Here is a 14,073-nt window from a genome sequence, read left to right as displayed (position 1 = left end):
GACCGCGCACGCCCCCTCGGAAGGAGAGCCGGACCGGTGCCGGAGAAGAACATGATCCATTGGGAACGGGGAGCCGACGGTGTCGTCGTGCTGACCATGGACGACCCGGATCAGCCCGTCAACACGATGAACCAGACCTACGTGGAGTCGATGGAAGCCACCGTCACCCGTCTGGAGGCGGAGCGGAAGGACATCGCCGGTGTCGTCCTCACTTCCGCCAAGAAGAGCTTCTTCGCCGGCGGCGACATCGGCTTCATGAGCAAGGCAGGGCCCGAGAACGCCGGGGAGCTCAGCGAGCTGTGCACGGTCCTGAAGTCACAGCTGCGCCGACTGGAGACCCTCGGCAGGCCGGTGGCCGCCGCCCTGAACGGCACGGCCCTCGGCGGTGGGCTGGAGATCGCGCTCGCCTGCCACCAACGCATCACCCTGGACGCGCCGGGCAGCCGTTTCGGGCTTCCCGAAGTGACCTTGGGGCTCCTGCCGGGCGCCGGCGGCGTCAGCCGGACCGTACGCCTTCTGGGACTTCAGGAGGCGCTGGCCGGCGTCCTGCTCACGGGGCGGCAGTACAAGCCTCGGGAAGCACTCGCCAAAGGACTGGTCCATGAACTGACCCGGACGCCGCAGGAGACGCTCGCCAGGGCCAGGCAGTGGGTCCTGGACCATCCCGGGTCCGTTCAGCCGTGGGACACCGCGGGATTCCGGATCCCCGGCGGCGCTCCCTCCCACCCCGAGGTCGCGATGATCCTGCCGACCCTCCCGGCACACCTGCGCAAGCAGCTGAAGGGAGCCGACCTGCCGGCACCACGCAACATCCTCGCCGCGGCCGTGGAAAGCGCGCAGGTCGACCTCGACGCGGGACAGAAGATCGAGACCGGTTACCTCGTCGAACTCATGACGGGCCAGGTCTCCACCAACATGATGCAGGCCTTCTTCCACGACATGCGGCACATCGAATCCGGTGGCAGCCGTCCCGACGGCCGTCCCCGCCACACCGCACACCGGGTGGGTGTTCTGGGCGCAGGCATGATGGGCGCCGGGATCGCGTACTCCTGCGCCCGCAGCGGCATACCCGTGGTCCTCAAGGACGTCTCCTACGAGGCGGCGAAGACGGGCAAGGGCTACTCCGAGCAACTCCTCGCCAAAGCCGTGGCGCGCGGTCGGCTCTCCCGGGCGGAGGCCGACGAGATCCTCGCGCGCATCATGCCGACCGCCGATCCCGCGGACCTCGCCGGCTGCGATCTGGTGATCGAGGCCGTCTTCGAGGACCCGGACCTCAAGCAGCGTGTCTTTCGTGAGATCGAGGACGTCGTCGCGCCGGACGCCGTACTGGGGTCCAACACCTCCACCCTGCCGGTCACCGGGCTGGCGGAGGGCGTCAGGCGTCCGGAGGACTTCATCGGCCTGCACTTCTTCTCCCCCGTCGATAAGATGCCCCTGCTGGAGATCATCACCGGTGAGAGGACCAGCGAGCACACGGTGGCGAAGGCCGTCGACATAGCGCACCAGATCGGCAAGACGCCCATCGTCGTCAGAGACAGCCGGGGCTTCTTCACGAGCCGGGTGATATCCAAGTTCATCGAGGAGGCGGTGGCCATGGTCGGTGAGGGCCTGCCTCCCGCCTCGGTCGAACAGGCCGGCTCCCAGGCGGGTTATCCCGCGCCGCCACTACAGCTTTTGGACGAGCTGACGCTGACCCTGCCGCGGAAGATCCGGGAGGAGACCAGGGCCGCGGTGCTGGCCGAGAGGGGGCAGTGGCATCCGCACGGTTCGGAGCCGGTCATGGACCGCATGATCGACGGATTCGGGCGGGGCGGGCGCTCCGCGGGCGCCGGGTTCTACGAGTACGTCGACGGTCGGCGGACAGAGCTGTGGCGCGGCTTGTACGAGCATTTCACCGTACCGGGACGTGAGATCCCGTTCGAGGACATGAAGGAGCGGATGCTCTTCGCCGAGGCGCTGGACGCGGTCCGATGCCTCGACGAGGGCGTGCTCCGGTCGGTGCCCGACGCCAACATCGGCTCTCTCCTGGGCATCGGCTTTCCCCCGTGGACCGGCGGGGTCCTGCAGTACGTCAACGGTTATCCCGGCGGGCTCCACGGCTTCGTCGTCCGGGCCAGGGAGCTGGCCGAGCGGTACGGAGAGCGGTTCGTGCCGCCGGCGTCCCTGGTGGCGATGGCGGAGAAGGGCGAACGCTACGGGTGAGGCGAGTGCGGTGGACCGAGCATCGGGACGAGGAACTGCCGTGCCGCCGCACGCACCTGCTCCTCGTCGTCGAGGTCGAGCACATGGCTGGGGATGATCAGGAATGACGCGGACACCCGGACCATCATCTCGGCCAGCATGTTCACCTCCACGTCGCCGGAGATGTTGCCCGCCGACTGTTCCTGGCGCAGCCGCGACGCGACGAACTGCTGCACCACACTCAGCGTGCGGCCCTCGTCACCGGTCATGGACGGCACGAGGGCGTCCGGTTCGGCGGCGATGAGACCGCCGATGAGAGCGTTGTGGCGAATGGCCCGCAACGAGCTCGCGAACCCCAGGACAACCCGGTCGGCGACGGTCTCGGCGTCCCGGACGTCCTCGACGAAACGGTCGAAGTAGCGCCGGAACTCGCGCCGTACGACCTGCTCGACCAACTGGTCCTTGGTGGCGAACCGACGGTAGACGGTGATCCGGGAGACACCGGCCTGTTGCGCCACGTCCGTCATGGTCGAGCGTTTGATGCCCATGCGGCAGAACTGCTCATAGGCGGCGTCGAGCAGGCGCGCAGACATCTCGTCGTCCTGGTCGGCACCGTCGACGGCCTCGGTGAACGCGATCTCCAACACGGACGGAGTGTCGGACGGCCGCTTGGCGGCCGACAGGACGGGTTCCATATGTGCCTCCCTGATTCGGTACAGCCTATGGCGTTCGCATCGCTCATGTGCTCCCCTGATGAAACACGGAATCACAAAGCGTTTCATCGTATCAACCCCGACAGTGGTGCCACAGAACTCAAGGAGGAGTTCGAAGCAATGGACGGACTCAGCAGGCGCAAGATGTTGTTCGCGAGCGGGGCTCTGGGGGCTTTCGGGGCGCTGAGCATGGCGTCGCCGGCCCGCGCACGGTCCCTGTGGACGTGGGCGCCGAGCGGTTCGGTGGCGGGCGAGGGCGCGGGACTCGACCCGGAATGGGTCTGGGACGAGGAGGCCGACCAGTTGGTCGCCGCCGTGATCCGACGCGGCGACGTGCCCAAGGTCAACGAAGCGCTGCGCACGTGGAAGCGCAACGACCAGCCGCTTCCGGCCGGACTCCCCGCGGACCTGCGCGACTTCATGGAGAAGGCCCGCCGGCTCCCGTCCTGGGCGGACCGGAACGAACTGGAGACGGCGGCCGGCTTCAACAAGTCCAGGGGCCTCTACCTCAACCTGCTCAACGGAGTGGGAGGCGGCATGCTGAGCACCGCCATCCCCCGCGAGGCGCGCGCCGTGTACTACTCCAAGGGCGGCGCCGACATGGAGGACCGTGTCGCCAAGACGAGCATGCTCGGCTTCGCCGTCGGGGACCTGAACGCGTACCGGCCCGACGGCGACGTCATCGTGCAGGCCGTCAAGACCCGCCTGGTCCACTCCGCCGTACGCCACCTGCTGCCGCAGTCCCCGGGCTGGGAGCAGACCAGTGGTGGCCAGAGGATCCCCATCAGCCAGCAGGACATGCTGGTCACCTGGCACAGCCTGCCCACCTACGCCATGCGGAAGATGCGTGAGTGGAAGGTGCCCATCACGTCGGCCGAATCGGTGGCCTATCTGCACGTGTGGCAGGTGACCGCACATCTGCTCGGCATCCGGGACGAGTACATACCCGCCACCTGGGACGCGGCCGACTCGCAGTCCGAGCAGGTCCTCGATCCGATCCTCGCCCCCACGCGCGAAGGTGTCGAACTCACCGACATCCTGCTGCGCCAGCTCGCCGAGCAGACCAGTCCCGGCGGCATGGACCGTCCCCTGGTCGACGCGCTCGCCCGGTACCTGGTCGGTGATCAGGTCGCCGACTGGGACGGCATCCCTCGCGAGCCGTTCTGGGAGAAGGCGATAGAGACCGCCTGGCCGAAGCTGGTCGCCTTCCGCGAGAAGCTGATCCCGCTGCCGATGGTGCCGCCGCTGGCCTGGACGATCGACGAGGCAGTTCGCAAGTACATCCTGTTCTACCTCACCAAGGGCCAGGGAACGCACATCGAGATCCCCGAGACCAACCGCCCCGGCTGAGGGGCCACGGCCCTCGCGGGTGCGACGATCCCGCGCCGGCACGGGCGCACGCCACTTGAGGAAATGTGCGCACCCCGCGGGAAGCGAACCGCTCGACCCCCGCACGCGTGACGGCCTGTCACCGGCCCCTACGGATTTTCCGAGCTCATCCCTGCAAGAAAACGCACGACGGCCCTCTCACACCACGGTGAGTATCAGCAGGACTCAGGACTCAAGGAGGAGTTCAGGGCAATGGACGAACTCAGCAGGCGCAGAATGTTGATCACAGGCGGAGCGCTCGGAGCGCTCGGAGCACTGGGGGCGGCGACACCGGCGAGCGCACGGTCGCTGTGGACGTGGGCACCGAGCGGTTCGGTGGCGGGCAAGGGAGCGGGACTCGACCCGGAATGGGTCTGGGACGAGGAGGCCGACCCGGTGCTGGCCGCCGTGATCGAACGCGGGGACACGGCCAAGGTCAACGCGGCGCTGCGCACGTGGACCCGCAACGACCAGCCACTGCCGGCCGGCCTCCCCACGGACTTGCGCGATTTCATGGAGAGGGCCCGTCAACTCCCGTCCTGGACGGACCGGCGCAAGCTCGATGCCGCGGCCCGGTTCACCAAGAAGAAGGGCATCTACGCGGGCGCTCTGTACGGGCTGGGCAGCGGACTGATGAGCACCGCCATTCCCCGGGAGGCGCGCGCCGTCTACTACTCCAAGGGCGGCGCGGACATGAAGGACCGCATCGCCAAGACCGCCCAGCTCGGGTACGACGTCGGGGACCTGGACGCCTACCAGCCGCAGGGCGCAATGATCGTGACCGCCGTGAAGACCCGGCTGGTGCACGCCGCCGTACGGCACCTGCTGCCGCAGTCCCCGGGCTGGTCCCGGACCAGCGGCGGTCAGACGATCCCCATCAGCCAGGCCGACATCATGGTCACCTGGCACAGTCTCTCCACGTTTGTCATGCGCAAGCTGATCGACTGGAGGGTTCCGGTGAGCTCCACCGAGTCCGACGGCTTCCTGCACGTGTGGCAGGTCACCGCGCACATGCTCGGCGTCCAGGACGAGTACATACCCGCTTCCTGGAACGAGGCCAACGCACAGGCCGCACAGGTTCTCGATCCCAGGCTCGCCGCCACTCCCGAGGGGAAGGAACTGACCGACGTCCTCCTCGACATCGTCGCCGAGCTCGACGCCGGTCTCACCCGGCCCCTGATCAACGCCTTCGGCAGGTACACGCTCGGCGACCGGACCGGGGACCTGATCGGGCTGGACAGGGAACCCTTCTGGCAGCCGCTGATCGCCGCCGCCTGGCCGCTGCTGGTGGCCTTCCGCGAGGGGCTCATCCCCCTGCCGCTGGTCCCCCAGGCGGCTTGGGTCGTGGAGGAGGCCATCCGCAAGTTCGTCCTGCTCTTCCTCGCCGAAGGACGCGGCATCCACCTCGAGATCCCCGACACCAACCGTCCCTCCTGAGTCACTTCCGGCAGGCCGGTGCGGGGGCACGTCGTCATCGGTGCACCCCCGCGTCAGCCCCATGACCCGTCCGTACTCACCACGACGGCCCGTGCCACCCGGGCTCGTCAGGTGAACTCTCCGACGATGCACCCGAGATGGAACGATGACGACACCGCGCAGTGATGGAACCGCCCCGTCGCTCTCCGCCGGGCTTCCGTCCTCGGACAGCCATCCGCCGTACCGGCGGTACAGCCGGGGGGAGGCCGTCCGTGACAGGCACTGATCCCTCGGCACGGCAGGGAGCCGGCCCCGCGCCCCTCGCCAGACGCCGGTTCCTCGGTTACGTGCTGGCCGCTCCGACGCTGACGGCCGCGGCCGAACTCGTCTCCGCGCCCGGGGCGCGGGCGGACATCCCCTCACCGGAGATCACCGAACTGATCGATCTCAACGACGTGATGACGGCGGCAGCCCTGCCGACCTCCGGTCTGATCACGGTCGAGGTGAACAAGGACGGCACCGTGTCCTTCGCGTTGCCGCGTGCCGAAGTGGGCCAGGGCATCACCACGTCGACGGCCATGCTGATCGCCGAGGAACTCGACGTGCCCCTGGACCGCGTGCGCGTCACCCTGGCCGACGCGCGACCGGAGCTGCTGTTCAACCAGCTCACCGGCGGATCCAACACGACGTTCTCGACGTACACCCCGATCCGGGTCGCCGCGGCCGTCGCCCGCAGCCGGCTGCTCCAGGCGGCGGCAGCGGAGTGGAAGGCCCCGGTCGGCGAGCTGGCTCTGAAGGCGGGAGTCGTCACCGGCCCCGGCAACCGGAAGGCCGACATCGGGACGCTGTCCGAAAGGGCCGCGAGCGTACGGACCGAACAGGTGACCGTGGACCTCAAGCCGCGCGAACAGTTCGGTGTCATCGGAAAACCGCACGGCCGCGTCGACGCCCTCGCCGCGGTCACCGGACGCAAGAAGTTCACGCTGGACCTGGACGTCCCGGACGCCATGCCGACCATGGTGTGCCGTCCGCCGACGATCAACGGCAAGGTCGGATCGGTGTCCGACCTGCCCGCGATCCGCTCCATGCCCGGCGTCACCGACGTCGTCGTGATATCGACCGGGGTGGCGGTGCGCGCGGCCACCTTCGGACAGTGCATCGACGCCGTACGCGCCCTGAAGGTGTCGTGGAAGGCCGGGAGCGCGGAAGGCAAGTCCGACGACGTGGTGCTGAAGGAACTGCGAGCGGCCGAACTGCCCCTCGGACTCCCGCCGCCGACGCCGAGCGTGGAAGGCAGGTTCACCTTCCGCTTCCGCAGCAACAGCGCGCTGGAGCCGAACTGCGCGATCGCCGACGTCCGCCCCGACCGTGCCGAGATCTGGTCGAGCCTGAAGGCACCGATCGTCGCGAGGGAGGCCATCGCCGCCGAGCTTGGTCTGCCGCTGCGTTCGGTGACCGTCCATGTCACCGAGGGAGGCGGCTCCTTCGGCCGCAAACTCTTCTTCGACGCCGCGCTGGAGGCTGTCGAGGTCTCCCGGAAGATCGGCAAGCCGGTCAGGCTCATGTGGCATCGCGCTGACGACTCCCGCCAGGGCCGCACCCATCCCATGGCGATCTCCCGGGCGCGGATCGCCTACCTCGGCAACACCGTTCTCAGTTACACCCAGCGGCACACCAGCGTCTCCACCGATCTCAGCCACGGCCTGGGGGAGATCTTCACCGCCCTGGCCGCGAGACTCCCGGTGGGCGACATCGGATTCTCGGAGCTCTTCTTCCAGCTCTCCCAGTCGATGCCGTACGACTTCGGCTCCAACAGCCGGCTCCTGAGCGAGACCGACAAGGGCTTCAACACCGGCAGCATGCGCAACGTCTACTCCCCCGACGTCACCTGTGCCCGGGAACTCCTCGTCGATCAGCTCGCCGCCAGGATGGGCAAGGACCCCTACCGGTTCCGACACGACTTCCTGCGGGACGACCGCTTCCGCCCGGTGCTGGACAAGGTCGCCGAGGTCGGGAACTGGGGCCGGAGCATGCCGGCCGGTACGGCTCAGGGCATCGCCTTCCACTCCGAGTACCACGCCGCCAGCGCGGTGCTGGTGGAGCTCGACTGCCGTCCGGAGACGGTCGACCGCCCCATCCGCGACGGTGTCGCCGGCCCTCGCGTCACCAAAGCGGTCATCGCCGTGGATGTCGGCCTCGCGGTCAACCCGCGTGGTCTGGAGGCTCAGATGATGGGCTGTCTCATGGACGGCATCGCGCTGACCCTGACCTCCAGCCTGCACCTGCGCAACGGACACTTCCTGGAGGCCAGCTGGGACAACTACTTCTACACCCGGCAGTGGAACACACCACCCGAGCTGAAGGTCGTCGTCATGCCGACCAGTACCGGTGAGCCCGGCGGTGCCGGGGAACTCGGCGTGGCCGCGTCGACGGCCGCGGTCGCCTGCGCGTACGGCCGTGCCACCGGAGCCATGCCCACCGACTTCCCCATCAATCACGGCACCCTCTCCTTCACACCCAAACCCACCGTCCCGCCCGTCCCCGCGTCACCCACCGACGGCCTGGACCACGTCCGCTGACGTGCGTCGAGACAGGGAGTTTCCGTGCCTGAGCACACGTTCCGCCTCAACGGCGAGCAGGTCACCGTCGACGCCGCGGACGACGAGCGGCTGCTGTGGGTCCTTCGCGACATCCTCGGCGTCACCGGACCGAAGTACGGCTGCGGCATCAACGTCTGCAAAGCCTGCACGAGCCACCTCAACGGCAGGGCGGCCAACCCGTGCGCCATCCCCGTGGGCGATCTGCGGCCGTCCGACGAAGTCACCACCATCGAAGGGCTTGCGGCCACCGTGGGAGCGGACCTGCACCCGATGCAGGAGGCATGGCTCGACCAGGACGTGGCCCAGTGCGGCTACTGCCAGCCCGGCCAGATCATGGCCGCCGTCGCCCTGGTCCGCCGCGTCGAGGAGGAAGGCCGTCCGGTCACCGAGGCCGACCTGGACGGCATCCGCAACATCTGCCGGTGCGGCACCTACCCCCGTATCCGCGAAGCGATCAAAGCCGGCGCCGAGAACATGTGACCAGGACCGTGCCCAGAACAGGAAAAGAGGACTACGTGTCCGCTCGTCGTTCGTCGATCGTGCTCATCACCCTGGCCGTCGTCCTGGTCGCTGTCGCGACAGTCGTCCGCTTCGTCCTCGCCCCGAACGCCACGAAGCTGCCCGATGACACCGACCAGACGGTGCACTACGCGGGTGAGGCCATGATGCTGGACAGCAAGGCCCTGCAGGCCGGAGACACCGCGCACGCGTTCAAGTCCGACATCCCCATCACCGTCGACCGCCGGGTACAGGTCACCTCCACCCACGGCGACACGGCCGTACTCAAGGACGCCACGACGATCCACCTCGGCAAGCAGTCCCTGCCCAGCGCCAAGACGTACGCCCTCGACAGGGACAGCAGACGGGGAACGTCACCCCCTGCCTCGAAGTCCGTGGAACCCTCGCACGGTGCGCTGAGCTCCGCCTTCCCCCCGGATGCCGCACAGGACAACTCCTACAGGTACTACGACTCGACGACGCGCTCGATCGTGCCGGTCCGCTACACCGGAACCGCGAAGCGTGAAGGCCGAGCGGTGAACGTCTACGACATCACGGTCTCGGCCCCGGTCAAGGACCCCGCGGTACTCGCACCGCTCCCGCCCGCCCTGCCGAAGAAGCTCGTCGCGAAACTGCGGCCCGAACTCGACTCCACGGCCCGGGCCCGTCTCACCCCCGCGGCGCTGTCCGCTCTGCCGGACCCGGTGCCGATCACCTACCAGGGCCGCTCGACGCTGGTCGCCTACATCGACCAGCAGACCGGCATCGCCATCGACCAGACGGTGAGCAGAACCGTCGTGGCGAGCACCACCGTCGGCGATGAACCGACATCCCTGATGCCGGTCTCCTCCTTCACGTTCGGCGTGACTCCTGCGAGCATGCGGGAACTCGGCGACAAGGCCGGCTCGGCCGGGCTGCTGCTGACGCTCCTGACCGACGTGACACCACTCGTCCTGATCGCCGTCGCCGCTGCACTCCTCCTGATCTATTTCCTGCGAAGGAGGAAGCATCGGCCGGGCGCCCCCGCGTCGCGGGAACCGGCTCCCGCCACCTCCGCTCCCGGAACAGGCACCACCGGGTGACAGGCCGGCCCCTCGGCGCCCACGCCTTGGCCATGACATGGTCTTCTGTCGGATGTCGGACAAGTGGGTACGCGGTTCGGGTACGCGGCTGAGGAAGGCGAGTGGCGGTGAGGGCGCTGGAACACGGGGACGGTGCTGATGTCGACGAACTGATGCGGCTCGTACGGCGCCGGGGCACCCCGGCACAGGTGCTGGAGTGGCTCGGCCGGCGGACCGGGGCGGACGTCGCCTGGATCGGGCGCGGGGGCGTGGTCGAGGCGGCCACGGCCGGGTTCCCCCGGCGGGCTGCGGGCGCGCTGGCGGAGCACGTGGAGCGCCTGGCGAGCGGACGGCTGGCCGCGGCCACGACCCGGGTCGGCGAACTGGAGGTGCGCCTCGAAGCCTTCGGCGGGGGTGAGCCGCGGCCGGTGCTGGTGACCGTCAGCGCGTCGGCGCTGTCCCGCGGGGCGGCCTCGCTGGCCTCGCAGGCGGGTGCGGTCGTGGACCTGCTGAGCCGGGTGTCCGAGGCCGACGGCACCGCGCACGGGTACGAGGCGAAGGCGGCGCAGGTGCGGTTCGCGGTGCTGACCGCGCTGCTGGCCGGGGACGTCACCATGGCGCGCCGGATGACCACCGGCAACGTACCTCCGCTGCTGGACGCGCAGCGCGTACGGGTCCATCTCCTGCACTGCCCGCCCGCCGACCGCGACCGGCTGACCAGGACGTACCTCGACCCGTCGGGCTACCACGGTCCGGGTCTGATGGTGAACTGCCCGGTCTTCCGGGAGCAGTTGATCTGTCCTGTCGCCGAGGACCCGGAACTCGGCGGGCGTTTCCGGCAGGGGGAGGTGCTGCGCCGGCTCGTCGGGGAGAACCCCGGGTACGCGCTGGGCGTCAGCAGGCCCCACCCGCTCACCGCCACGGCGGAGGCCTACGGCGAGGCCGTGCACGCCCTCGCCGTCGCCCGCAACTCCCCCGGCCGGCTGGCCGCCTACCGGGGGCGGCCCTCGCTGGTGCACGTACTGCCCCACCGGCCGGCCCTCGCCTGGGCGCGCGCCCATCTGGAGCCGCTGCAGGCCGTCCCCCAGCCCACCGTGGACGTCGTGCGCCTGGCCGTGACGTTCTCCCGGTCCGGCGTGGCCCGTCTGCTGCACCTCAGCCGCACCACCGTCACGGCCCACTGCCGCCGCGCGGAGGAGGCGCTGGGCATCGATCTCGGCGAGGTCCGCACCCGCGCCACGCTCGACCTGGCCCTGTCCCTCACCGCGCTGCAGTCCGATCCCGCCGACACCGGCCGGCCGGCCGTGCCGCAGCTCGGCGAACTCCTGCGCGCCGCGCCCGCCACGGCCTGGGCGGAGCCCTTCCTGCGCCCGCTGCGCGACAGCGGGCACCGCGACCTGTACCGGACCGTGGAGGCCTGGATCGACGCCAACACCGACGCGCAGCGCACGGCCGCGCGGGTGGGCCTGAGCCGCAACACGGTCCGCGCGCACCTGCGTGCCGCCGAACGGCTCCTCAACCGCGATCTGCTGACGACCGGTTCGGGCGTGCACGACGTCGTGCACGCCTTGCGCGTGGTGGATGCGCAGCGTGCACACCCACCGGCCGAATCTGGTCGGCGTGCACGGTGGCCGTCGGCGGACGTCGCCTCCTAACGTGCGCAGTACGCGGCGAATGGCCCACGGGGGAGGTCATTCGCCGCGGCCTCCCTCTCCTCGCACGCCGCGGCCTCCAGCGCCTTCTCCTTGCGGTGGGCGCGGATCGAGTGGGCCAGCGCCGCGGCCCACAGGACGTACAGGAGCACGTACCCGCTCCACGCCACCGCGTCCGGCGCCGCCACCCAGTCGCTCCTCAGCAGCGTACGGACGTCGGTGACGACGATGACCCCGCCGACCGCCGAGCCCAGGACGCGCGGGGGCAGCAGGCGCACCAGCCAGGCCGCGACGGGCGCCGCGACGAGACCGCCGACGAGGAACGCGGCGACCCAGCGCCGGTTAAGGCCCTGCGAGCCGAGGGAGAGGAGGAAGCCGAGGCCGGCAGCGCCGGTGTCCCGACCGGGCCCCAGCCGCCCCCGCCGGTCGCGTCCAGGAAACCGGCGACCAGGCCGAGCGGTGCCAGGAACCGCCTGCGCAACGGCTTGCCGAGATGGCCCCCGGGCAGGCCGCGGAACGTGAACCGGGACAGGACGGTCGCGCCGAGGAACGAGTCGGCGGCCCCCGGTACGCCGATCCTGACGACGACCTTCCAGTCGACGTTGCCGAAGCGCCAGTGCGAGGCGCCGGACATCAGGGTCGTGCCGATCTCCGCGAGGTGGACCGTGGCCGAGGCGGCGGCCGGACCGGTGCCGACGGAGAGCAGCAGGGTGGTCGAGGTCACGCCGTAGGCCATGCCGAGTCTGCCGTCCACCAGTTGGGCGCCGAGGCCCGCCAGGGCGAGCGGTACCAGCGTCCGCATCGTGTCCGTCCCGTCGTGCCGTGAGGCTCCCGCCGGGAGGTGGGGGGGACGGACGGGACGGTAGGTGCCCGAACTGAGGATTGCCTGAGCGTGGCATGAGGACGCCGCACAGGTGGTGCCCCGGCCGGGGAGGGCCGGGGCGCTGCGGCTGCGTCGGGTCAGACCAGCCGGATCACGTTCCAGGACAGTGGTTCCAGGGTGGCGGTGAGCACGCCGTCCGCGAGCGCGGTCCCCGTGACCTCGTGCGGGACGACCCGTTCCGGTTCGTCCAGGGTGTTGCGGGCGTCCGGGTCGGCGTCGGCCAGGGCGCTGTGCCCGACGACGGCCGTCAGGCCCAGGGAGCCGAGCGTCACCTCCAGCGGCAGGGCCGCGGTCCGGCCGCGGTTGACGGCGAAGACGGTCACCGACCCGTCCTCGGCGCGTACGGCGGTGGCGTGCAGCAGGTCCGTCTCGCCGTACTTCGCCGTCTCGTACGTCGGTGAGTCCACGCGTACGTCGAGGACCTGGCCCCGCCCGTACCGCGAGGCCTGCGCGAACGGGAAGAAGGTCGTCTGGCGCCAGGCCGGGCCGCCCGGCTCGGTCATGATCGGCGCGATGACGTTGACGAGCTGGGCCAGGCACGCCACGGCCACCCGGTCCGCGTGCCGCAGCAGCGCGACGATCAGCGAGCCGAGGACGACGGCGTCGGTGACGCTGTAGTTGTCCTCCAGCAGGCGCGGCGCCTCCGGCCAGTCCAGCGGGTCGCGCTCCGCCTCCTCCTGGAAGCGCGACATGTACCAGACGTTCCACTCGTCGAAGGAGAGGTTGATCTTCTTCTTCGACTTGAGCCGCGCGCCGATGTGGTCGCAGGTGGCGACCACGTTCTCGATGAAGGACTCCATGTCCACGGCGGAGGCCAGGAAGGAGTCGACGTCGCCGTCGAGCGGCTCGTAGTACGCGTGCAGGGAGATGTGGTCGACGAGGTCGTACGTCTCCTTCAGGACCGTCGCCTCCCACTCGGCGAAGGTGTCCATGGACTGGCCGGAGGAGCCGCAGGCGACGAGTTCGAGGCCGGGGTCGATCTGGCGCATGGCGCGGGCGGTCTCGGCGGCGAGGCGGCCGTACTCCTCGGCCGTCTTGTGCCCGGTCTGCCAGGGTCCGTCCATCTCGTTGCCGAGGCACCACAGCCGGATGCCGAAGGGGTCCTTGTCGCCGTGCGCGACGCGGAGGTCGGACAGGGCCGTGCCCGCCGGGTGGTTGGCGTACTCCTGGAGTTCCAGGGCCTCGGCGACGCCCCTGGTGCCGAGGTTGACGGCCATCATGGGTTCGGCCTGGGGGCCGAGCTTCTTCAGGAAGGCGATGTACTCGGAGAGGCCGAAGCGGTTCGTCTCCGTGGAGCGCCAGGCGAGGTCCAGGCGGCGGGGGCGGTCCTCGGCGGGGCCCACCGAGTCCTCCCACTTGTAGCCGGAGACGAAGTTGCCGCCGGGGTAGCGGATCGTCGTGACGCCGAGTTCCCGTACCAGGTCGAGGACGTCCTGGCGCAGGCCCGCCTCGTCGGCCGTGGGGTGGCCGGGCTCGTATATGCCGGTGTAGACGCAGCGGCCGAGGTGTTCCACGAACGAGCCGAAGAGGCGGGGGCTGACCTCGCCGACCGTGAAGGCGGGGTCCAGGGTGAAGCGGGCCTTGGTGTGGTGCATGGGTGCCGGGTTCGCCTTTCGGGTGGGGTGGCTTGTGTGTCGTTGGCGCATGCGGGCGTGTGGGGGTTGCTCGCGCGGTTCCCCGCGCCCCTTCAGGGGCGGCGGC

11 protein-coding genes are annotated in these 14,073 nt (G+C 70.0%); 7 read left to right on the top strand and 4 right to left on the bottom strand.

Going from position 1 to position 14,073, the window contains the following annotated elements; all coding sequences use genetic code 11:
- Positions 1-36 precede the first annotated feature (36 nt).
- Positions 37-2,202, top strand: coding sequence for a 3-hydroxyacyl-CoA dehydrogenase NAD-binding domain-containing protein (locus QFZ75_RS26475; protein ID WP_307540773.1), 2,166 nt, complete (start codon positions 37-39; stop codon positions 2,200-2,202).
- On the opposite strand, the gene QFZ75_RS26470 is transcribed toward QFZ75_RS26475, so the two are convergent.
- Complete coding sequence (locus tag QFZ75_RS26470; protein ID WP_307540771.1) at positions 2,193-2,876, bottom strand: TetR/AcrR family transcriptional regulator; 684 nt, start codon at positions 2,874-2,876, stop codon at positions 2,193-2,195. The two genes, QFZ75_RS26475 and QFZ75_RS26470, sit on opposite strands and share 10 nt — an antisense overlap.
- Positions 2,877-3,014: 138 nt before the next feature.
- Here QFZ75_RS26470 and QFZ75_RS26465 point away from each other — a divergent pair, with 138 nt between their 5' ends.
- From QFZ75_RS26465 to QFZ75_RS26440, 6 genes are all read left to right on the top strand, one after another.
- Positions 3,015-4,244: an oxygenase MpaB family protein gene (locus QFZ75_RS26465; RefSeq protein WP_307540770.1), complete on the top strand. Its 1,230-nt coding sequence runs from the start codon at positions 3,015-3,017 to the stop codon at positions 4,242-4,244.
- Positions 4,245-4,475: 231 nt separating this feature from the next.
- Positions 4,476-5,699 (top strand): oxygenase MpaB family protein, encoded by a 1,224-nt coding sequence (locus QFZ75_RS26460; protein ID WP_307540769.1) that lies wholly within the window; start codon positions 4,476-4,478, stop codon positions 5,697-5,699.
- 164 nt (positions 5,700-5,863) lie between these two features.
- Positions 5,864-8,257, top strand: a complete 2,394-nt coding sequence (locus QFZ75_RS26455) for a molybdopterin cofactor-binding domain-containing protein (protein ID WP_373465949.1) — start codon at positions 5,864-5,866, stop codon at positions 8,255-8,257.
- A gap of 24 nt (positions 8,258-8,281) precedes the next feature.
- The gene (locus QFZ75_RS26450) at positions 8,282-8,758 is read left to right on the top strand and encodes a (2Fe-2S)-binding protein (protein ID WP_307540765.1); all 477 of its coding nucleotides are present in this window, start codon (positions 8,282-8,284) and stop codon (positions 8,756-8,758) included.
- 35 nt (positions 8,759-8,793) lie between these two features.
- A complete protein-coding gene (locus QFZ75_RS26445) occupies positions 8,794-9,858 on the top strand; it encodes a porin PorA family protein (protein ID WP_307540763.1) in 1,065 nt (354 codons plus the stop codon).
- Positions 9,859-9,965: 107 nt separating this feature from the next.
- On the top strand, positions 9,966-11,492 hold the full coding sequence (locus QFZ75_RS26440) for a helix-turn-helix domain-containing protein (protein WP_307540762.1): 1,527 nt from the start codon (positions 9,966-9,968) through the stop codon (positions 11,490-11,492).
- Here QFZ75_RS26440 and QFZ75_RS26435 read toward each other — a convergent pair.
- The 3 genes from QFZ75_RS26435 to QFZ75_RS26425 form a co-directional block, all read right to left on the bottom strand.
- Complete coding sequence (locus tag QFZ75_RS26435; RefSeq protein ID WP_307540760.1) at positions 11,489-11,677, bottom strand: hypothetical protein; 189 nt, start codon at positions 11,675-11,677, stop codon at positions 11,489-11,491. The genes QFZ75_RS26440 and QFZ75_RS26435 overlap by 4 nt on opposite strands.
- Positions 11,678-11,688: 11 nt before the next feature.
- Positions 11,689-12,291 (bottom strand): sulfite exporter TauE/SafE family protein, encoded by a 603-nt coding sequence (locus QFZ75_RS26430; RefSeq protein WP_307540758.1) that lies wholly within the window; start codon positions 12,289-12,291, stop codon positions 11,689-11,691.
- 158 nt (positions 12,292-12,449) lie between these two features.
- A complete protein-coding gene (locus QFZ75_RS26425; protein WP_307540756.1) occupies positions 12,450-13,967 on the bottom strand; it encodes an alpha-N-arabinofuranosidase in 1,518 nt (505 codons plus the stop codon).
- Between the last annotated feature and the right edge of the window lie 106 nt (positions 13,968-14,073).

Origin of the sequence: Streptomyces sp. V3I8 (assembly GCF_030817535.1) — a bacterium.
In the GTDB taxonomy this organism is placed as follows: Bacteria; Actinomycetota; Actinomycetes; order Streptomycetales; family Streptomycetaceae; genus Streptomyces.
Note: the sequence above shows the minus strand (reverse complement) of the source record. Positions and strands in the feature narration are given on the sequence as shown.